A 21,751-nucleotide genomic window follows, 5' to 3' on the forward strand; every position below is an offset into this window, starting at 1 on the left:
TCAAACCGCCCATTATTTTTGATATGGACGGGACCCTACTTGATCTTGCCTATGACGATTTCATCTGGAATGACCTGCTTCCTGTCCGCTATGCTGAAACGCACCATTGCAGCCTGGAGCAAAGTCGAACAACGCTTTATGCATTCTATCAAGAACATAATCATACCCTAAACTGGTACTCATCGCGCTTCTGGACAGCTAAAGTCGAAGTGGATGTTCTGGCGATGCAAATCGAGCATAAATCCAAAGTCGCATTAAGACCACAGGCACTGGGGTTACTGGATTATCTAAAGGCAAACGGCTACCCGATCTGGCTGGCCACCAATGCCGACTGTGCCGGACTCAGCTTCAAATTGGAACATCTGCAACTCAAAGATTATTTTGACGTGATTGTCAGCTCTGAAACCATCGGGCATGCCAAGGAGTTTGTTGAATTCTGGCAAGGTCTAAACGCCCTGCATCCTTTTGATCCTGAGCAGGTCTATTTTATTGATGACACAGAAAAAGTATTGAATGGTGCCAAAGCCTATGGCATTCAGAATCTGTTCAGTATTAAACAGCCCTCCTCCAGCAAAGTTTCTCGCGAGACTTGCAATTACCCGATGCTGCACCAATTAACAGATTTAATCACATATTTAAATCAGGCTGAGGTTAACAAGCAATATGCGTAAATCGTCTTTACCCGAAGATGCGGTAGGCATGCGTATAGATAAATGGCTGTGGGCGGCACGTTTTTTCAAAACGCGCTCCATTGCCAAGAATGCCATTGAAGGCGGCAAGGTGCATATTGGCGGCGAACGTGTCAAAGTCTCCCGTGAAGTCCGGATCGGCATGGAAATCACGGTTCAACAAGGCATTGACAAGAAAACTGTTGTTGTCAAAGAACTATCTGATGTCCGTGGCCCTGCTCCAGTTGCGCAAACACTTTATGAAGAAACTGAAGTCAGTATTGCCCGACGGGAATTGATTGCATCACAAAGAAAGTTGCATAATCTTGCTCGTCCGGATCACCGACCAAGTAAAAAAGATCGCCGTGACATCAGCAAATTTAGAGACGAAAATAGTCAGCTATTTGACCAGCATTGGTCATATAATGATGATTAAATTCAAGCGTCAGCGTATGTCGTACATGCGCTGAATTTTATAGAATATCAGGGAACTTTCTGTCACTATTATACCTGTGGAACAAAGCTCTAATTTAAGACATCCACTTGAGTACTAATTTAGTGACATCGTATTGAGGTTGTAAGATGGATGAGAATAAAAACAAGGCGCTGAATGCTGCCTTAAGCCAGATTGAAAAACAGTTTGGCAAAAACACAGTAATGCGTCTTGGTGACAATACCGTTCAAGCAGTTGAAGCTGTATCTACAGGTTCTTTAACGCTTGATATCGCGCTCGGTATTGGTGGTTTACCAAAAGGCCGTATTATCGAGATCTATGGTCCTGAATCTTCAGGTAAAACCACAATGACATTACAAGCGATTGCAGAATGTCAAAAAGCTGGTGGTACTTGTGCATTCATCGATGCTGAACATGCGCTTGATCCTCAATATGCACGTAAATTGGGTGTAGATATCGACAACCTGCTGGTATCTCAACCCGACCACGGTGAACAGGCACTTGAAATTGCCGACATGCTGGTACGTTCAGGCGCGATTGACCTGATCGTTGTCGACTCCGTAGCTGCCTTAACCCCTCGTGCTGAAATTGAAGGCGAAATGGGTGACTCACACATGGGTCTGCAAGCACGTTTGATGAGCCAGGCACTGCGTAAAATCACTGGTAATGCCAAGCGTTCAAACTGTATGGTGATCTTCATTAACCAGATCCGTATGAAAATTGGTGTGATGTTTGGTAGTCCGGAAACTACTACTGGTGGTAATGCACTGAAATTCTATGCTTCTGTACGTCTGGATATCCGACGTATTGGTCAGGTAAAAGAAGGCGACGAAATCGTTGGTTCTGAAACTAAAGTTAAAGTTGTGAAGAACAAAATGGCGCCTCCATTTAAGGAAGCTCTATTCCAAATTCTGTATGGTAAAGGTGTAAACCATCTCGGTGAACTGATTGACCTTGCAGTACAGCAGGAAATCGTACAGAAAGCCGGTGCCTGGTACTCTTATCAAGGTGACAAGATTGGCCAAGGCAAGAACAACACCATTCGTTATCTGGAAGAGAACAAAGCACTTGCAGATACCATTGAAAAACTGATTCGTGAGCAGCTTTTGACGACAGGCAATGTGGTTGAAGATAAAGACGAAGAAGAACCAGCAGACTTTCTGGATGCATAATCCTTAAACGTCTTACAAAGCGCCCTACGGGGCGTTTTTGTTATTATGGAAAGGTAATAAAATGAATGGGATTCACTATGTCTGATGCAAAGTTCACTAAGCTCCTGGATTATGAAACCATCAAGCAACAGTTTGGCGATGCTCATGATTCGTCCAAGCCAGCAACTCTATCCCAAGCTGATACCCTGCCCGAGTTTGATCCTGAAGAAAGCTTATTTGATAACAAGCAGGAAGATAAAAAGAAACCGGGCTTAACCGGCTCCCGTTTGCGCTCCTATGCCTTTGCAGTACTGACTCGTAAGGAATACGCCAAAGCGGAACTGATCGAAAAACTGTGCTTATATGCAGAAAATCGTGATGAAGTACTAGAGCTTGTTGATGAGCTTTCCCGTGAGAATTACCAAAGTGATCAGCGTGTTGCAGAAACTTTACTTTCCAGCCAAAAGCGCAAAGGTAAAGGCCCGAATCAGATTAAAATGAAGCTGAAAAGCAAAAAGATTGATACAGCTTTAATTATAGATGAACTTAAAGAAACCGACTGGGTTCAGCAAGCTTATGAACTGAAGCTCAAGAAATACGGCCCTGAAGTTACAAAAGATCCCAAAGTCAAAGCCAAGCAGATCCGTTTTCTCATGTACCGGGGTTTTGAAATGGATGCCATTATGAAAGCGATTAACCGTAAAGCAGAAGATTGATTACTTATTCTAAAGGCCTGAATAACTAAAAGTCTTGAATATTGAATTTCATATAGTTTAGGAAACAAGCTTAAATCGAAAATAAAACAACCATGAACTGAGTATTCAAATAATAAGATATACAGCTTGAGCTTATAAATAAAAGATTAGATATGAGAATAGAAAATTCAAATTGGTATTGTTTTTATTAAATGAAAAATATGGTGGCAACCCTACCAGCAAAGCTTCGGCACATCGCAGTTCTACTACCGTTGCTACCTTCCGGTCCTGGCGGGGTTCGCAGAGTGCAATTGCGAAGTAACCGGCAGGGCTACCATTGCAAGAACAGAGTATAGAGATTTTTAATGAACTTGCAAGCGAGAGTACCAAAAAATCTGGTACAAGCTATCCGTTTGATTATTTTAAAAACAATGTAGGATTAATTCAGGATTTTCTGTAAATCCGAGATACAAATTCCTGCCCGAAAAACCCCTTCGACTTTGTAAAAGCATGTTGCAATTCCCGGCAATGCCGTTTTAAATGTGTGCCTATATATTGAATAATTTATTTGATTGACCGCCTTGAATTCTGGTTCATTCAAAACAACATGGATAAAATAGATGATGTTTAAAAAACATGTCTTATGCGCGTTCAGCATGCTCTGTACCACTTCACTTTTTGCTGCAGTTCCAATTGAATCTCGAGGCTTAAGCCAGGGTGGTAACAGTACAGCACCTACCAGCACCCTGCCTGCGATTTCCTCAGGAGTAGATACCCCAGTACAGACCAATATGAGCTGGCAATTGCTGCAAAAAAATCAGCAACTGGAAAGTGATATTCGTGGCTTGCGCGGCAAGATTGAAGAACAGGACAACGAGATCCAGTCACTAAAAAGTGAACTGGCTAACCGTTATGCCGATCTCGATCAACGTCTTGAGTTACTACAGCAAAAGATTGATCCTGAACAAGGCACTGAGGAGGATAATCAACAGGATACTGCACCCAGTTCAGGAGCAGGCAACAGCAAGTTAAGCCAAGCTCAGACATCAACAGCTTCGAGCTCTTCTGCCCAACCCTCCGAGTTAGAAAAAGCTGCATATACAGTAGCCCTGGATGCCTACAAGAATGGCGGTGCCGCAAAAGCGATTGCACCAATGCAGAATTTCATTAAGAATAATCCAAACAGCGTGTATATCAGCAATGCCTATTTCTGGTTAGCAGAGTTTAATCTGTCGATTGATCCACCGAATTTTACTGAAGCGAAGCGAAATTATGCCATTGTGGCAGACCGCTATCCAAATTCGGCAAAAGCTGCTCGTGCTTTGTATCAATTGTATAATGTCAGCAGTGAGGTAGAGAAAAACAAGACCTTGGCTGCACAATATAAATCTCGCTTGTTGAAAAATTATCCGCAGTCTGAAGAAGCTAAATTCTTTAAATAAAAAGATTCAGAAATGAAAAAGACACCTGAAAAGGTGTCTTTTTTATGAATAGTCTATTAACGCACAATACCACGTTTAGACTGCTCCAAAGAATCAAGCAAGCGCTGTGCTTCAGCCACTTCTGGCAGAATCTCTGCACGAATTTTTTCAATTGCTTCTTGTGTGGTTAAACCTGATTTATAGATCAGTTTAAATGCCTCACGTAGGCCATTGATTACATTTTTCGACCAACCCTTACGACGCATCCCTTCTACATTCATTGCAAATGCATGCGCAGGATTACCGGAAACCATTACATAAGCAGGCACATCTTTAAGAATCAGTGATGCACCACCGATCATGCTATAAGAATCAATCTTACAGAACTGATGGATACCTGAGTTCCCCCCAATCACCACATAATCACCCACATGGACGTGACCAGCTACACCCACATTATTTGCAAAGATATTGTGATCGCCCACCATACAGTCATGTGCAATATGCGTATTTACCATCAGCAGGTTATGACTGCCGATTTTGGTAATGCTATTGTCCTGAACAGTACCACGGTGCAGACTGCAATGTTCGCGAATCTTGTTATGATCACCAATCTCAAGCCAGGTTTCTTCACCTGCATATTTCAGGTCCTGACAAACTTCTCCCACACTCGCAAACTGGAAAATCTCATTGTGTTCGCCAATGCGTGTGTACCCACCCACAACGACGTGTGAATGAAGTTTGGTACCTGCACCAATAGTGACATTTGGCCCAATAATACAGTAAGGACCAATTTGAACATCTGAAGCAATTACTGCAGATGAGTCAATAATGGCAGTTGGATGAATAAGGGAGTTATTGCTCATGCCTGCTCGACTTTCTGATGCGAAACCATAATTTCCGCGGTTGTTGCGACTACGCCATCTACTGTGGCTATACAATTATATTTGTAAATGCCACGTTTTTGCATCACTAATTCAGCTTTTAATACCAATTGGTCGCCTGCAACCACTTGTTTTTTAAATCTAACCTTCTCAGCACCAGCAAAAAGGAACAAAGAGCCCTCTGTTGGAGTCTCATTGTTCATGACGAAACCAAGAATACCTGCTACCTGTGCCAATGCTTCTACAATTAGCACACCTGGCATGATTGGGTAATTAGGAAAATGGCCCTGTAAAAACTCTTCATTAATTGAAACGTTTTTATAACCCACGATGCCATTATCAGTAATATCTACCACGCGATCCACAAGCAGGAATGGATAGCGATGAGGCAAATACTCACGAATCTTTTGAATGGTCATTGGCAATTCAGGCTTCGTGAATGTAGGCAAATTCGATTCTGTCATCATAATTATTTACGCAACTTAAATGTTGATTCAATGGACTCAATTTGAGACTGCATATGATCAAGGCGTTTCATTACCTGGGTCAATGGCACATCTGCTAATTGTCTAATGCGAACCACTGTGCGCTTCCACTTCTGATTTTCAAACAATCCGATACCTGAAGAATATTTTCCAGCTTCAGAAATATTATTTGTCACCATTGACATTCCGGTCAAAGTCACATTATCCGCAATATTCAGGTGTCCTGAAATCGCTGTAGCCCCACCAATGATACAGTTTTTGCCAATACTGGTACTGCCTGCAATCGCTGTTTTTGCTGCAATGGCAGTGTTGGCACCAATTTTAACGTTATGGGCGACTTGCACAAGGTTATCAATAATGACGCCATTTTCCAGAATTGTGTGATCCAGAGCACCACGATCAATACTGCAATTAGAACCAATACGGACATCATGACCAATACGTACCGACCCTAATTGTGCAATACGGTGCCATTTACCTTGATAAGGCGCAAAGCCAAAACCTTCACTGCCAATGACGCTATTGGCATGGATACGTACCCGGTCACCAATTTTTGTCGTACCGGTCAAGGTGACGTGAGCATCAATAAAACAGTCTTTACCAATTTCTACCTGGTTATCCATCTGTACATGGGACTGAATGACCGTATTTGACCCGACTACACAATTTTCACCGATCACCACATAGTGACCAATATAGGCATCATCTGCAATTACAGCCGAAGGATGAATCTGTGCCGTACTTTCTATACCACGTTGAGTCTGCTTTTGCTCAAATACATGAGTCAGCATTGCAAAAGCAAGATAAGGATTTGCCACGACAATAAAGTTGTGATGTGAACTTAGCTGTGTTTTAAGCTCAGCTGTCACAATCAGAGCACCTGCCTGGCTTTGAGCTGCCTGTTCCAGATATTTATCAGCAGTAACAAATGCCAGATCCTGTACTGTTGCATGCTCAAGACTTGCCAAGCCTCTTAACTGCAAATCGGACTGACCTATACACTCACCTTGCACCAGACGAGCGAGGTCAGCTAATTGAAGCTGTTGATGATTCATTGATTATTTAATTGCATTAACCTTTTGAATCATTTTATCAGTTAAATCATACTTAGGGTCATAGGCAAGCGCGCTATTTTTATTCAAAACCACATCCAGCTTGTTTTCTTGACGTAATTGTTCAGCGACTTGCTTCACACGTGCATCAAATATAGTACGAACCTGCTGAATAGAGCTTTGCGCACTAGTCTGTATAGCTTGCTGTAACTGACCTAACTCTTTAAATTTTGCCTGATATTGTTCTTCGAGCTTTTTCTTATCTGCTGCACTCATTTTAGGGTTTGCCTGGGCACGTTGCTGAATGGCTTCCAATTCTTTATTTAGCTGCTCAATTTTGGCGGTTTGTGGTTTGATAGTCTGCTGGAATGACGTATTTTGCTGTTTTAGATATGTGCTATTTTCCACCAAACGTTCCAGATCAATTACTCCCACACCAGCTGCCTGTGCCGTTGAAGTTAAAGTTGCCACAGCGATACCGATCGCCATCATCATTTTTTTCATCTGTATTTCTCTATCTATAAAAATGGCCTTAAAAATAGTAATTTCTTACTATTCACAAGGCCAAGTAATATTAACTTTGGTTAATTAAATTAGAAGGTACGACCAATTTCGAATTGAATACTCTTGGTATCATCACCTTTTTTATCATTCAACGGATATGCATAACTTAATGATAATGGGCCGATCATAGTAATCCAGGTAAAGCCGGCACCCACGCTATAACGCATGTTATCCAGTTCAAAACCGAAGTTGTCTTTACAGTACTGTTTAGCATCTACACCTAGATCACTTGAACCACCAGTTAAGTACAAATTACCTCTTGGCACATCACATTGAGTATCAAAGACCTGTGCACCTTCAGCAAATAGTACTGGACGCACCTGACGTGCCCAATCTCCTTTAAATGGAACTGGAAGCACCAATTCTGTACCAAACTGAACTAAAGCATTACCGCCTACTTCTTCAGGATCATAATCGCGAGTACGTGATTCGTTATATGTAACACCTGGGTATTTAGGACCCAAAGTACTATTTTCATAACCACGGACTGAACCAAAACCACCCGCATAGAAGTTTTTATAGAATGGAAGATCATTACCATAACCGAGCTTACCATAGCCACGAACTACAAAATTCTTGCCTAACGGGAAGTAAGCTTGCGCATCGTAAGTCAGCTTTTGATATTCCACATCACTACCTGGCAAGGCAATTTCACCATTAATACGATGTGAGAAACCAGTTGTAGGGAAGATTGGGCGGTTTAAGGTATTATATGACCAGCCTAAATTAAGATTATAGGTCAGGAAATCCCCTTTAAACTCATCAGGGAAAGACTCCCAACCTTGATCATTCGTACCACAGGTTCTATCAGTTGCATTCCATAGTCCATCTGGACAATATCTTCCTGGGTTACCGGTTTCCTTACCATCATTTGCTAGCAAATAGTCACGAACATAGGTAGAAACGTATGGACCAGTCGTAACATCGGTCTGATCAATATTCAGACCAAAACTAATACTCTGGTTCTCATCGATTGGATAACCAAAGTTAATCCCACCACCAAAACTATCCGTTACATAGTTGTTGACGTTATAGTCATCATCCAGCTTGGTTTTACGGTAGTACAGGTTATAACCACGACGTACCCCATCAATAGTAAAGTATGGATCGGTTACACTCAGGTTATAGTAATCTTGAGTTTCAGAACGTGATAGATCTACCGATACACTATTCCCTGTACCCAGGAAGTTAGTTTGACTTAAACCAGCCTGGAAGGTCACACCACCACTTTGCGAGAAACCAACTGCCAAGGTACTTGTCCCGGAATGCTGCTCTTCAACCGCAACATTTAAATCAATCTGATCCGGCGAACCAGGAATACGCGCCGGTTTAATATCAACCGATTTAAAGAAACCGGTACGTTCCAGACGGACCTTAGACAGATCAATTTTTTCGTTACTCGCCAGTGCGCTTTCCATCTGACGCATTTCACGACGTAATACTTCATCCGCAGTTTTGTTATTACCAGTAAAATTAATGCGACGTACAGTCACCTGCTGACCTGGGTTGATGTAATAATTTAAGTCAACCAGTTTAGTATCTTTATTAATTTCTGGAACAACATTTACTTCAGCGAAATAATAGCCAGCATTACCATATTTACGCAGTAATAACTGTTTAACCGCATTCACTTTTTCCTGTGAATAAATTTCACCGTCTTTGTATAGTTGTAAAACTTTGAGTTCATCTGCTGAATAAAGCGCATCACCCAGGAATTTGGTCTCACCAAATTTGAATTGCTCACCTTCATCTACCGATACTTCAATAAAGACATTTTTCTTATCTTCACTCAGGTTCAGACTTGAGTTATTGATATTGAAGTTGATATAACCACGGTTTAAGTACATAGCACGCAAAGCTTCAAGGCTTGCTGCCATTTTCTCACGTGCATAACGGTCATTACGGGAAATAATCGAATTCCAAGAGCTTTCCTTGATTGCAAAAGCCTGCTTGATCTCATCTTCTTTAAAGACCGTATTCCCAATAATATTAATGTCAAAAACTTTTGCAGCCTTACCTTCCACAAATTCAATCAGCAGATCGACACGGTTATTTGGCTTCGGCGTGGTCTTTACTGTAATGTCTGCATCATAACGACCTTGCTGCATATACTGCTGTTCAAGCTCGGTTTCTACAGTTTGCAAAGCAGATTTTTTTAGAACCTCACCTTCAGCAAGACCCATTTTTTTCAAACCTTCTTCCAAAGCTTCCTTCGGAATCAGCTTGTTGCCTTTTAGTTCGATCTTGGAAATAACCGGGCGTTCAACCACCTGGAATACTAGCGTATTTCCAGCTTGAGTTGCCTTGATATCATCAAACAAGCCTGAGGCATACAGACTCCGGATCGCATTGGCAATAATCGGATCATTGACACGATCACCACTATTGATTGGCACCAGGCCATACACATTTTCGGGAGTGAGACGAACCAGTCCGTCAAATTTTATATCTTGTACTACGAATTCATCTGCTGCATATACTTGTTGTGCAACTGCCATAGCACTAACGAGTGCCAAAGGCATAAATAAATGTGTGTGCTGCATGCCAGTCTTTTCCGCTTGTTAATTTATTCCATCTACGTTGTTATAAACGCATAAAATCATTAAATAGTGCAAGTAGCATCATACTACCCAGCAATACCATACCAATTTTTAAGCCAACCAATTGTATTTGTTCAGAAACAGGTTTACCACGTAATAATTCAATAAAATAGTAAACCAGATGTCCGCCATCAAGCATTGGAATTGGCAGTAAATTTAATATCCCTAAACTTACACTCATTAGCGCCATAAAGGAAATAAAAGTTTGCCATCCCATTTCCGCACTTTGACCTGCCACTTTGGCAATCGTGATTGGACCAGATAAATTATCCAGACCAATCAGACCACGAACCATCTTCACAATCGAGTTAAGAATCATCGAAGACAGTTGTGTCGTTTTGTCAAAAGCCATGACCAGTGCTTCAGTCGGACTATATTGAATTGTCTGTTTATATTCTGCCGGGATGGTGATTTTGCCTGGGTCACTTTGTACACCCAGCATACCCGTCACTTTACCCATATTGTCACGTTTCGCCTGTGGCATCACCTGTAAATGCACCACCTGGTTATTACGTAACACAACTATTTTTAATAATTTTTCTGGTGATGCCTGGACAACCTGTACCACATCAAACCAGTTTTTCATCGCCACACCATCAATGGCAATGATCTTGTCACCTTCCTTCATGCCTTGGCGGATTGCAGCCCCATCCTCACTGAGCTTAGATACCACGGCAGGAATTTCTGGACGATACGGTATAAAACCTAAAGTATCCAGTGGAGACTGTGACTGATCTTTCAGAAAACTCTGAATCGGCAATTGGAAACTTTTTATCTGTCCATCACGTTCGGCCTGAATCGTAATCAGCCCGGTTTCACCAACACGATCAACCAAGGCATAATTCAGCTTTTCCCAGGTTGCGACTTCAGTGCCATCCACTGCGGTAATTTTGTCACCTTGCTGCATCTGTACAGCAGCTGCAGGTGTATTAGGCAAAACCTGACCCACACGGGTATTTAACTGCTCTTGTGCAGGTAAAAATAAAATCCAGAATAGAATCACTGCAAAGAAAAGATTAATTAAAGGACCAGCCGCAACAATCGCGATACGTTTCCATGGATGTTGACGATTAAATGCTTTAGGGAGGTCCTCTTCAGGTACATTACCTTCACGTTCATCGAGCATTTTGACATAGCCGCCAAACGGCAAAGCAGAAAGCTGATACTGGATACCAGACTTTTTTGAAGTCCATTTAATTAGCGTTGGACCAAATCCAATCGAATAAACTAAAACCTTTACGCCAAGTTTTCGAGCTACAAAGTAATGTCCAAATTCATGGATCGCAATCAGAGGACCTAATAACAGAATTGCAGCTGCGATAATAAACAAGGCGTTCATGGCTTAACTTCCTTTATTCACAACGAATTGACGGGCGATATCACGCGCCTGCCGATCAGCCTGAAGAATCACTTCCAGCTGATCTGCTGTCCGATTGTCCATCGAATTCAGCGTATATTCAACTATCTGAGGTATTTGAATGAAAGTAATTTTTTCATGCAAAAATGCTGCCACGGCAATTTCATTGGCTGCATTCAGAATAGCAGGCGCAATCCCGCCTTGCTGCATTGCCTGGCGTGCCAGTTTTAATGCAGGAAAACGCTGGGTATCCGGTTGCTGGAAATTCAGTTGTGAATGTACAAATAAATCTAATGGCGCGACATGCGTACTGATCCGCTCTGGCCATGCCAAGGCATGTGCAATCGGGGTACACATATCCGGGTTACCCATTTGCGCCAAAGTTGAACCATCTACATATTGAACCATGGAGTGAATAATACTCTGTGGATGCACGACAACTGTAACAAATTGTTCTTTTACTGCAAATAAATGACAGGCTTCAATCAGTTCCAAACCTTTATTCATCAAGGTTGCTGAATCTACTGAAATTTTCTGACCCATCGACCAGTTCGGATGCTTGCAGGCTTGTGCTGGTGTGACCGTCTGCAGCTGCTCGAAAGTATGATTTAAGAATGGACCACCAGAGGCAGTTAACAGAATCTGCTGTACACCCAGTTTTGGCTGACCGTTACGCTCAGCATCGAAGTAATTCGCCGGCAAACACTGGAAAATTGCATTGTGCTCTGAGTCCACAGGTAGCAATAAAGCCCCATGATCACGAGCAGCCTGCATCATAATATCGCCAGACATCACCAAAGCTTCTTTATTAGCCAACAGGACGCGTTTTCCCGCTTTGACCGCAGCCAATGTCGGCAAAAGGCCAGCTGCACCAACAATCGCCGCCATGACTACATCTACTTCTGGATGTTCAGCAACTGCAATCAAGCCTGCTTCATCCGGTAAAATTTCTATTTCGGATAACTGTTGCTGTTTCAGCAATTGTGCCAGTTCATCTACTTTAGAGGCTGGCACCACAGCGATTTTTGGTCGAAACTGCTTACAGATCTCGACCAGTTCAGCAATACGGCTTTGTGCAGTCACAGCATATACGCTGTAAGCTTCAGGATGTCGCTGCAGGATTTTTAAAGTACTTTGCCCAATAGAACCTGTAGCACCCAGTATACAAACAGCTTGTGACATTTATAAATCTACGCCAATTAGTTTTAAGACATACATGCCTGCAGCAAAAATCGGCGCTGCAGCAAGGAGAGAATCAATACGGTCCAACACACCACCATGTCCTGGCAGAATACGTCCCGAATCTTTAATGCCAGCACGACGTTTGATCATCGATTCAAACAGGTCGCCAAGCACAGAACTAAAGACTGTTAATACCGATAAAATCAGGAATAAAAGTAGTTCGGGGATACTGATATCAAGATAAAGTAATGTGACTGTAATGACAATCAACATGGATGTGACGATCCCGCCATACAACCCTTCAACCGATTTGTTTGGACTAACCTTCGGTGCAAGCTTTTTATTACCGAATTTTCGTCCAATAAAATAGGCACCACTGTCTGCCCCCCAAACCAGCAAAAACAGATACATTAACCACCAAGGTGAATGCTGCCAGACTGAATAGATTGCAGTGACCGCCGCCGAGATCAGGATCACGCCAATGCCATTTAAAGTAACATTGTACCAGCCATCATATTCAGGATAGGATTTAACCCAATAGATGCTGAGAATCCAGGTCAAAATCGATGCCGCCCAAAGCAGCATGGAGATGTCTGAAAAATAGAGTGCAAGTGCTGAAAGAACTGCTGTGAGTAAGCCATAACCCCAAGCAAACGGCTTAATTACTTTTTTCCCCTGACGTGGCATGAGTTTAAACCACTCATAACCTGCCACGCCTGCAGCAACGACCATCAACACAAACATTGGGTAATATGCAGTAGTGGCAAACATACAACTGAGTACAACAGCCACCAAAACCAATGCGGTTATAATCCGCTCTAACATGTATTAATTCTCAAGTTTCTCTTGCTGAATCTGTTCTGATGTCTTGCCAAACCGACGTTCACGCCCACCAAATACGGCAAAGGCATCGTCAAGTTCTTCCGTGGTAAATTCTGGCCATAAGGTTTCAGTAAAATACAGTTCCGCATAAGCTGCCTGCCAGAGCAGGAAGTTTGACAAGCGGAAATCTCCACCGGTACGGATTAACAGATCCACAGGTGGTAAATCACTAAGACTTACATATTGACCAAAAACATCAGCATTAATTGCATCAAGTTCTAATTTATTTGTTAAAACATCCGCAGCAATTCGCTTCGCAGCCTGCGCCATATCCCACATACCACCATAACTAATGGCAATAGTGAGCGTCATGCTATCGAACTTAGCAGTCCTTTCCTCAGCATGCAACATCAAAGCTTGCAACTCTGGAGATAAACGGCTGCAATCACCAATAAAGCGCAAGGCAATATTGAATTTTTCCATGCGCGGTAACTGTTCATGGATGGTGTCTTCGAGCAATCGCATGAGCAGATCCACTTCATACTGCGGACGATTCCAGTTTTCACTCGAAAACGCAAATACAGTTAAAGCCTGGATTTTTCTTTTTCTACAGTGTTCTACAATTGGATCAAGGACGCTTTTACCTTCACGGTGTCCTTCACCCTTTTGCATCTGATTTTTTTTGGCAAAACGATTGTTGCCATCCATGATGATGGCAACATGTTTTGGAAGACGGGAACTCTCTTCAGAAACGGTCATTGATGAATTAGACCTTCATCAATTCAGCTTCTTTTGCAGCCAAACGTTTATCAACTTCAGCAACATATTTATCGGTAATTTTCTGGATTTCGTCAGAAGCACGACGCTCTTCATCTTCAGAAATTTCTTTTTCTTTCAATAAAGCTTTGATATCGCCTAAAACATCACGACGAATGTTACGGATCGCAACTTTAGCGTTTTCAGCTTCGTTACGCGCAACTTTCTGCATGTCACGGCGAGTTTCTTCAGTTAACGCAGCCATTGGTACACGAATTGCGTCAGCAGTAATCGGGTTAAGCCCTAAATCTGATTCACGAATGGCTTTATCAATTGCAGCAACCATTGAACGCTCAAATGGTTGAACCAGCAAGGTACGAGAATCTTCAACACCTACGTTTGCAACCTGGTTCAATGGCACGTCAGAGCCATAGTAAGGAACCATAACACCGTTCAGAATCGATGGATGCGCACGTCCAGTACGAACTTTGGCAAAACCATGCTCCAATGAGTCAAGTGACTTGTTCATACGGTCTTCTGCGTCTTTTTTAAGATCGTTAATCATATGATCTTCCTTACTTAATTCTAAAAAATGTAAAAGCTAAATTTTGACTAGTATAAAGTGCTTCAAGGTTCACGTCATCAATTGGTAACGTGAGTACCCTCTTTTTCACCCATCACAACGGACAATAAAGCACCAGACTTGTTCATGTCGAAAACTTGTAGCGGTACGTTATGATCACGGCATAGGCAGATCGCCGTTAAATCCATCACACCCAGTTTTTCATCAAGCACTTGGTCAAAGGTTAAGGTTTCGTATTTAACAGCATCTTCAAATTTGCTTGGATCTTTATTATAGACACCATCAACCTTGGTTGCTTTCAGAATCAGGTCCGCTTCAATTTCAATACCACGCAAGCAAGCTGCTGTATCAGTGGTAAAGAACGGGTTACCTGTACCCGCAACAAATACGCAGACTTCACCACGCGTCAGGTGACGAATCGCATCACGGCTTGAGTAAGATTCTACAACGGTGCCAATTGGCAATGCTGAAAGTAAACGTGTCTTGATGTTACGGCGTACCAGCGCATCACGTAATGCCAGACCGTTCATCACGGTTGCCAGCATACCCATCTGGTCACCGGTTACACGACCAACCAGACCGTCTTTCTGCAACTGGCTACCACGGTACAAGTTACCACCACCGACAACAATACCAACCTGTACACCCAATCCAACCAGGTGTGCAATCGCTAAAGACATCTGGTCAAGGATTGGTGCATCAATACCCATATCCTTGTTGCCGGCAAGCGCTTCACCTGAAAGTTTCAGCAAAATACGGCCAAAACGCGGCTTTTTAGAATCCAACATCATCAAACTCCAAATTATTTCATTTAATTTTATCTAAGTATTAGGCTGATTTAATCGAAATCAGTTTTGCAAACAGGTCATATTCGTCCGCATCGGTAATTTCGACTTCAAGCAAAGCACCTGTCTTAATCAGGCTCTTGTCGATATCTTCAACAAATACATTCCCATCAATCTCTGGTGCATCGGCATAAGAACGTGCTACAGCAACCGGGAATTCCTCTTCCAGATCATCGACTAGCACTGTCATTTTCTGACCGATACGCTTTTGCAGCTTGGCTGCTGAGATCGCTTGCTGCACCTGCATGAAACGTTCATAACGTTCTTGCTTGATTTCTTCCGGCACGTGATCTGGCAGATCATTCGCTGCTGCACCTTCAACTGCTGAATAAGTGAAACAACCCACACGATCCAGCTGAGCTTCCTGCAACCAGTCCAACAACATTTGGAAGTCTTCTTCGGTTTCACCCGGGAAGCCCACTACAAATGTCGAACGCAGCACTAATTCAGGACATTTTTCACGCCATACTTTCAAACGTTCTAATGTATTTTCACTGTGCGCAGGACGCTTCATCAGCTTTAATACTTTAGGACTGGCATGCTGGAATGGAATATCCAGGTATGGCAGGATTTTGCCTTGTGCCATCAGATCAATCACCGCATCCACATGTGGATATGGGTAGACATAGTGCAGACGCACCCAGATGCCTAACTGCCCCAGCGCTTCACACATATCATAGAATTTGGTCTTAACTGGCTGACCATTCCAGAAGTCAAGTTTGTACTTGGTATCCACGCCGTAAGCAGAAGTATCCTGGGAGATGACGAGTACTTCTTTTACGCCAGCACGTTTTAGTGCTGCAGCTTCTTCAAGCACAGAACCGACTGGACGCGATACCAGATCACCACGCATGCTTGGGATAATGCAGAAAGTACAACGGTGGTTACAGCCTTCTGAAATTTTCAAGTACGCATAGTGTTTTGGAGTAAGGCGAATGCCTTGCTCAGGAACCAGATCAATAAATGGATTATGTTTTGGCGGTTCAGGGACATATTGATGAACCGCATCCATTACTTCTTCATAAGCCGCAGCACCAGTCACTTTCAGGACATTCGGATGCATTTGGCGAATCTTGTCTTCGTCTTTACCTAGACAGCCCGTCACAATCACGCGACCATTCGCGCTCATCGCTTCACCGATGGCGTCTAGAGACTCTTGTACTGCAGATTCAATAAAACCACAGGTGTTTACCACTACTAAATCAGCACCGTCATAATCCGATGCGACATCATAACCTTCAGTCTTCAACTGAGTTAAAATTCGTTCAGAATCTACCAATGCCTTAGGACAACCTAAAGAAACAAAACCGACTTTGGGGGACTTCATGAATCTGCGCTCCACTAGAATGCGCGTATTGTATGTCTTTTCGAAACATAAAAACAGTTGAAATGGAGACTGATTACATCAAGCACCAAAATAAAGCCATAAAATATTCAATATAATTATACATGCACCAAAATTGAACATTTATGATTTACATGCTGATTTTTATCAGCTATACCATTAACAAATCATGCATCTTCATGCCCCCACTTCCATTTCATTGCAATAATTTAGGGATTATTTAAAAAGTTGGCGTGCATTTTGCTTAATGTGCATCAAATGAGAACTTAAGACTTTAAATTTTGCTTTATGAAGATGCCATTGCGCTATTTTAATACAGGAAAACCATCGCTAATGGATCAGCCCCTTTCCATCGACTATCGCCTTTTGGTGGACAACCTGACCACTGCTGTCATGCTGATTGATAGCAACCTGAATATCTATTACCTGAACACTGCCTGCGAGGCCATGTTCGATATCAGCTTGTTACGCGCATTTGGCACACCGGTATTAAATATCCTGCAAGCCCCTACAGATGAGTTCAATACTGAAGAGTCGCTGTATAACACCCTGCATACTGGACAACCTTATACCCGCCGTGAAGCGACCATTATTGTTAATTTTAAAGACATTCATGTGGATTACACGGTTTCGCTACTGAATGCAGGCAAACCACATCACCCCTTATTGCTGATTGAGCTGAATCAGCGTGACCGTATGTTGAAAATCTCACGTGAAGAAAACTATATTCAGCAACATCAGGTGGCGCGCCAGTTGATCCGTGGTGTAGCACATGAAATCAAGAACCCGCTTGGTGGTATTCGTGGTGCAACACAGCTTCTCGCACGTAGCCTGGATGATCCGAAATACAAAGAATTTACAGATATTATTATCAGTGAAGTGGATCGCCTGAGAAATCTGGCGGATAGTATGCTGGGTTCACGTCAATTGCCAAGCTATGAAATGGTCAACGTCCATGAGCCTTTAGAACGTGTTCGCTCATTAATTGTCAATCAGACCAAAAAGAAAATTAAAATTACCCGGGACTATGACCTGTCCCTGCCAGAAGTTTTAGCAGACCGCGATCAGCTGATTCAGGTCATGCTGAATATCTGTGTGAATGCGGTTCAGGCGATGACTGAAAATAAAGACTTCTTTGTCGAGCATCAGCCTGAACTGATTTTAAGAACCCGTATTCAGCGTCTATATACCATTAATGGTGTGATTCATCGTTCAGTAGTACGCATCGACATTGAAGATAATGGTCCGGGTGTACCAGACGATATTATTGAAGCCGTTTTCTACCCGCTTGTGACCAGCCGTGCCAAAGGAACCGGCCTGGGCCTCAGTATTGCTCAAAATATAATGCACCAACATAACGGAATGATTGAATGCCAGTCAGTTCCAGGAAAAACCGTATTTAGCTTATTTTTACCTTGGGAGTCAGATCATGTCGCGAAATAAAATATGGGTGATTGATGACGATCGTGCCATGCGTTGGGTACTCGAAAAAACATTCAAAGAAGAAGGTTTCGACGTTACCAGTTTTGAAGAAGCCCAGTCAGCACTTGATCAGTTGAGTGTGGATGCACCAGATGTGATCCTGACCGATATCCGAATGCCGGGTATTGATGGCTTAACCTTTTTAGGTAAGGTCAAGAATACTAATCCTGATCTGCCTGTCATAATTATGACGGCGCACTCGGATCTGGAATCTGCAGTATCAAGTTATCAGACCGGTGCCTTCGAGTATCTGCCAAAGCCATTTGATATTGATGAAGCGCTAGCATTGGTGAATCGTGCCATCCTGCACATCACCAAGTTACAGCAACAGGAATCTGCAAAAGCGGCTCCAACAATTCAATCGACTGAAATTATCGGTGAATCTCCTGCAATGCAGGAAGTATTCCGCGCTATTGGCCGTCTATCTCAATCGCATATTACTGTTTTGATTAATGGTGAATCCGGTACAGGTAAAGAATTGGTAGCACATGCTTTGCACCGCCATTCACCACGTAGCAATAAGCCATTTATTGCCCTGAACATGGCAGCGATTCCAAAAGACCTGATTGAGACTGAATTGTTCGGTCATGAAAAAGGTGCGTTTACGGGTGCCAATACCCAACGTCAAGGCCGTTTCGAACAGGCTAACGGCGGTACATTGTTTCTAGACGAAATTGGAGACATGCCATTTGAAACCCAGACCCGTTTACTCCGTGTCCTGGCAGATGGTGAATTTTACCGTGTAGGTGGTCATATTCCAGTTAAGGTCGATGTGCGTATCGTGGCAGCAACTCACCAGGATCTGGAAAAACTGGTACACGATGGCCGCTTCCGTGAAGACTTGTATCACCGTTTGAATGTAATTCGTATTCATATTCCTAAACTGGCACACCGTTCTGAAGATATTCCAATGCTGGCTCAGCATTTCCTGGCCCGTGCAGGCAAAGAGCTTGGTGTCAATCCGAAGATTCTGCGTCCTGAAACTCAGGAATATATGCAGAAGCTGCCTTGGCAAGGGAACGTGCGTCAGCTGGAAAATACCTGTCGCTGGCTAACGGTGATGATCACAGGTCGTGAAGTTTATCCAGAAGACTTGCCACCTGAACTAAAACAGATTCCTATCCAGCAGGACAACGGCGCACCAATTCCAAATCTGAATCAGGTTGCTCCGCACCATTGGGATGAATTACTGAACCAATGGGCAATTCAAAAGCTAAAAAATGGTGAGATGAAGATTCTCGACATCGCAACACCAATGTTTGAACGCACGCTGATTAATGCAGCCCTTCAGCAAACTCGTGGCCGTAAACGCCATGCTGCTGAGCTTTTAGGTTGGGGGCGTAATACGCTGACTCGTAAGCTGAAAGAACTCGGCATGGACAGTGCGGATGACGATGAAGTAGAAGAAGTCGAAGGCCAGGCCTGAAATTAAAAAAGCACCCTTGGGTGCTTTTTTATTGCTTATATATAGTAATGAGATTCTTACACTGTTAAACCGATATAACGCGAATAACCTGCCGCGCCTAGATCCGATTTTAAAATCAGATAATTCGAATAAGTACTTGTGGTGATTTCTTTGAACATGTTGACGATGTCATCATTGGCATGCAGCTCATCGACTGTCTTTCGCATAGTTTGCTCAAATTCATCGGTGATGTACTCAAAACCAATATCCATAGCGATAAAGAGCGTATGTTCGCAAGGTTGGACATATTGTTCTTCTTGCCAATTAATGATGTCTTGATGGCAATGAGGGCAAGCAATATTGTCAGTGGCTTGGATATCAAGTTCGACGAGTTGGTAAGGCATAATGAAAATCTAATTTAAAAACTTTTACTATTTTATCAAATACTCGCATTTTACTTATAAAAAGATTCATGTTTAATTTTTAACATGTACAATCCAACTAAATATCAACTTTAAAATATTAAATAACATGAGTTTTTCTGTTCAAGAAGTTGCCCAGCTTTTAAAACAAGCGAAAGATAATAAAAAGCCTTATGTTTTCTTTACCGGTGCAGGCTGCTCTCGCTCCGCTGGCGTTCCAACAGCAATAGAGCTAATAAGTGAAATTAAAGAAAAATTCCCTATTCAAATAAAGAATATAAACTCTGAAAACGAAAAATATAATTCTGCTCTTTATATGTCTGCTTTGGATAAACATGAAAGACGACAATTATTAGAACCCTACATTATAAAAAATCAAAAGATTAATTGGGCTCATCTCGCTTTAGCTTGTTTAATGCAGGAAGGTTATGTTCAACGAGTACTCACATTTAATTTTGATAGCATATTATCCCGAGCCTGTAGTTTCTTAGGCTTACATCCGTCAATTTATGATTTTGCAACAGCTAACCCCCACCTCTATCACTTGATTAACGACCCTTCAATCGTCCACTTACATGGTCAAGGAACAGGTTTTATTCAGTTAAATACAAAAGAAGAAACACAAGATCATACAGAACTACTCGGTGATTTTATTGCTGCAACTTTAAACACAAACCCTAGTCTATTTATTGGATATAGCGGCAATGCTGATGAATTTTTCCCTTTACTTAAAGCTAAATATTCAGAGCAGCATCGTCTTATATGGACTGGAAGAAAAGAAAATATTGATGATATAGAGGCAGATTCTGTAAAAGATTTCCTAAAGGAGAACAGTAATCTAACACATTACATTGGTAATATTGATGCTGACCATTTTTTGATTCAGCTTGCTAAAGAATTAAAATGTTTTCCACCCAAACTATTTTTAAATCCCTATACCTTTTTAACAGCGCAGCTTAGTCAAGTACAGCCCTATCCACTCGGTGACAACTTAGACATTCTACAAAATCTAAGGGAACATCTAATTGAACGCGGAAGCAAATCATTAATAACTAGCTTATATACTGTATTTATACATAAATTTCCCTCTAAAGAATCTACCTCTGGTCTTAATCCCAAAATGATTGATGAAATTGTTTGGGCATACGATCAGCAAGCCAGAGACTTATATTCAGAAAATAAAATTAAAGAATGTTTTGCTCTTTATGAATGTGCATTAAAAATCAATAACCAAAATTGGGTTTGTTTAAATAATTATGCTATTAGGCTCATTGCATATTCTCAAAAAACACAAAATAAGGAACATTTAGACAAAGCATTAAACTTATTAAAAATTGCCTTAAAAATAGATCCTGATCGGACATTTACATTAGCAGTTCACCATTGTATTAAAGGCGATAAATACAAAACCAACCAGAACCTTATGCGAGCTTCTAATAAATATAGCTATCCCTCTCTAGAAGAATTCGAAAATATTTTTAACTCTAATAATTATCACGATACTGAATGGTATCAATACATTATACAAGAACTTAAACAGCACGACTATTTGCCATTTTAAATAAAAAAACCCGCATT

General features: G+C 42.0%; 21 protein-coding genes and 1 other RNA gene. 8 read left to right on the top strand and 14 right to left on the bottom strand.

The window, feature by feature from the left end:
* The 4 genes from B4033_RS07345 to B4033_RS07360 form a co-directional block, all read left to right on the top strand.
* A partial coding sequence (locus B4033_RS07345; protein WP_286832914.1) for an HAD-IA family hydrolase occupies positions 1-671 on the top strand: 671 nt, incomplete at its 5' end.
* Positions 664-1,104, top strand: coding sequence for an RNA-binding S4 domain-containing protein (locus tag B4033_RS07350; RefSeq protein WP_004812671.1), 441 nt, complete (start codon positions 664-666; stop codon positions 1,102-1,104). The genes B4033_RS07345 and B4033_RS07350, both read left to right, overlap by 8 nt.
* Before the next feature lie 146 nt (positions 1,105-1,250).
* Positions 1,251-2,294 carry a recombinase RecA gene (recA, locus tag B4033_RS07355; protein WP_004812670.1) on the top strand — a complete coding sequence of 348 codons (1,044 nt, stop codon included), beginning with the start codon at positions 1,251-1,253 and terminating at the stop codon, positions 2,292-2,294.
* 77 nt (positions 2,295-2,371) lie between these two features.
* On the top strand, positions 2,372-2,989 hold the full coding sequence (locus B4033_RS07360; RefSeq protein WP_004812668.1) for a regulatory protein RecX: 618 nt from the start codon (positions 2,372-2,374) through the stop codon (positions 2,987-2,989).
* Positions 2,990-3,199: 210 nt separating this feature from the next.
* On the opposite strand, the gene ffs is transcribed toward B4033_RS07360, so the two are convergent.
* An RNA gene (ffs, locus tag B4033_RS07365) (signal recognition particle sRNA small type) lies at positions 3,200-3,296 on the bottom strand.
* Between the two features lie 292 nt (positions 3,297-3,588).
* On the opposite strand from ffs, the gene B4033_RS07370 reads away from it, so the two are divergent.
* Positions 3,589-4,410, top strand: a complete 822-nt coding sequence (locus B4033_RS07370; protein WP_004812666.1) for a YbgF trimerization domain-containing protein — start codon at positions 3,589-3,591, stop codon at positions 4,408-4,410.
* Between the two features lie 56 nt (positions 4,411-4,466).
* Here B4033_RS07370 and lpxA read toward each other — a convergent pair whose 3' ends face one another.
* From lpxA to rimO, 12 genes are all read right to left on the bottom strand, one after another.
* Entirely contained in the window at positions 4,467-5,255 is a 789-nt protein-coding gene (gene lpxA, locus B4033_RS07375; RefSeq protein WP_004894416.1) for an acyl-ACP--UDP-N-acetylglucosamine O-acyltransferase, read from the bottom strand.
* Positions 5,252-5,737 carry a 3-hydroxyacyl-ACP dehydratase FabZ gene (fabZ, locus tag B4033_RS07380; RefSeq protein WP_026056779.1) on the bottom strand — a complete coding sequence of 162 codons (486 nt, stop codon included), beginning with the start codon at positions 5,735-5,737 and terminating at the stop codon, positions 5,252-5,254. Before fabZ ends, lpxA begins: the two co-directional genes overlap by 4 nt.
* Before the next feature lie 5 nt (positions 5,738-5,742).
* Positions 5,743-6,813: a UDP-3-O-(3-hydroxymyristoyl)glucosamine N-acyltransferase gene (gene lpxD / locus B4033_RS07385; protein ID WP_286832917.1), complete on the bottom strand. Its 1,071-nt coding sequence runs from the start codon at positions 6,811-6,813 to the stop codon at positions 5,743-5,745.
* A gap of 3 nt (positions 6,814-6,816) precedes the next feature.
* A complete protein-coding gene (locus tag B4033_RS07390; RefSeq protein WP_286832919.1) occupies positions 6,817-7,314 on the bottom strand; it encodes an OmpH family outer membrane protein in 498 nt (165 codons plus the stop codon).
* Positions 7,315-7,403: 89 nt separating this feature from the next.
* Positions 7,404-9,917, bottom strand: a complete 2,514-nt coding sequence (gene bamA / locus B4033_RS07395; RefSeq protein WP_286832920.1) for an outer membrane protein assembly factor BamA — start codon at positions 9,915-9,917, stop codon at positions 7,404-7,406.
* A gap of 40 nt (positions 9,918-9,957) precedes the next feature.
* Positions 9,958-11,313 carry an RIP metalloprotease RseP gene (gene rseP / locus B4033_RS07400; RefSeq protein WP_286832922.1) on the bottom strand — a complete coding sequence of 452 codons (1,356 nt, stop codon included), beginning with the start codon at positions 11,311-11,313 and terminating at the stop codon, positions 9,958-9,960.
* Positions 11,314-11,316: 3 nt separating this feature from the next.
* Complete coding sequence (gene ispC, locus B4033_RS07405) at positions 11,317-12,513, bottom strand: 1-deoxy-D-xylulose-5-phosphate reductoisomerase (RefSeq protein WP_076753433.1); 1,197 nt, start codon at positions 12,511-12,513, stop codon at positions 11,317-11,319.
* Positions 12,514-13,338: a phosphatidate cytidylyltransferase gene (locus B4033_RS07410; protein ID WP_004894403.1), complete on the bottom strand. Its 825-nt coding sequence runs from the start codon at positions 13,336-13,338 to the stop codon at positions 12,514-12,516.
* Between the two features lie 3 nt (positions 13,339-13,341).
* Positions 13,342-14,094 (bottom strand): polyprenyl diphosphate synthase, encoded by a 753-nt coding sequence (uppS, locus tag B4033_RS07415; RefSeq protein ID WP_071320553.1) that lies wholly within the window; start codon positions 14,092-14,094, stop codon positions 13,342-13,344.
* A gap of 7 nt (positions 14,095-14,101) precedes the next feature.
* Complete coding sequence (frr, locus tag B4033_RS07420) at positions 14,102-14,656, bottom strand: ribosome recycling factor (protein WP_004812648.1); 555 nt, start codon at positions 14,654-14,656, stop codon at positions 14,102-14,104.
* 77 nt (positions 14,657-14,733) lie between these two features.
* Positions 14,734-15,462, bottom strand: a complete 729-nt coding sequence (gene pyrH, locus B4033_RS07425; RefSeq protein ID WP_004812647.1) for a UMP kinase — start codon at positions 15,460-15,462, stop codon at positions 14,734-14,736.
* Positions 15,463-15,502: 40 nt separating this feature from the next.
* Positions 15,503-16,846: a 30S ribosomal protein S12 methylthiotransferase RimO gene (rimO, locus tag B4033_RS07430; protein WP_004894397.1), complete on the bottom strand. Its 1,344-nt coding sequence runs from the start codon at positions 16,844-16,846 to the stop codon at positions 15,503-15,505.
* Between the two features lie 351 nt (positions 16,847-17,197).
* Between rimO and glnL the strand changes: the two genes are divergently transcribed.
* Together glnL and glnG are read left to right on the top strand one after the other, a co-directional pair.
* Positions 17,198-18,307 (top strand): nitrogen regulation protein NR(II), encoded by a 1,110-nt coding sequence (gene glnL / locus B4033_RS07435; protein WP_004812645.1) that lies wholly within the window; start codon positions 17,198-17,200, stop codon positions 18,305-18,307.
* The gene (gene glnG / locus B4033_RS07440) at positions 18,294-19,772 is read left to right on the top strand and encodes a nitrogen regulation protein NR(I) (RefSeq protein WP_163168257.1); all 1,479 of its coding nucleotides are present in this window, start codon (positions 18,294-18,296) and stop codon (positions 19,770-19,772) included. Before glnL ends, glnG begins: the two co-directional genes overlap by 14 nt.
* A 56-nt stretch (positions 19,773-19,828) precedes the next feature.
* Here glnG and B4033_RS07445 read toward each other — a convergent pair whose 3' ends face one another.
* Entirely contained in the window at positions 19,829-20,155 is a 327-nt protein-coding gene (locus B4033_RS07445; RefSeq protein WP_286832926.1) for a hypothetical protein, read from the bottom strand.
* Between the two features lie 127 nt (positions 20,156-20,282).
* On the opposite strand from B4033_RS07445, the gene B4033_RS07450 reads away from it, so the two are divergent.
* Complete coding sequence (locus B4033_RS07450; RefSeq protein WP_286832927.1) at positions 20,283-21,734, top strand: SIR2 family protein; 1,452 nt, start codon at positions 20,283-20,285, stop codon at positions 21,732-21,734.
* The last annotated feature ends 17 nt before the right edge of the window (positions 21,735-21,751 follow it).

The sequence above is a fragment of the Acinetobacter sp. UBA3132 genome, from assembly GCF_002364825.1.
GTDB classification, from domain to species: Bacteria; Pseudomonadota; Gammaproteobacteria; order Pseudomonadales; family Moraxellaceae; genus Acinetobacter; species Acinetobacter schindleri.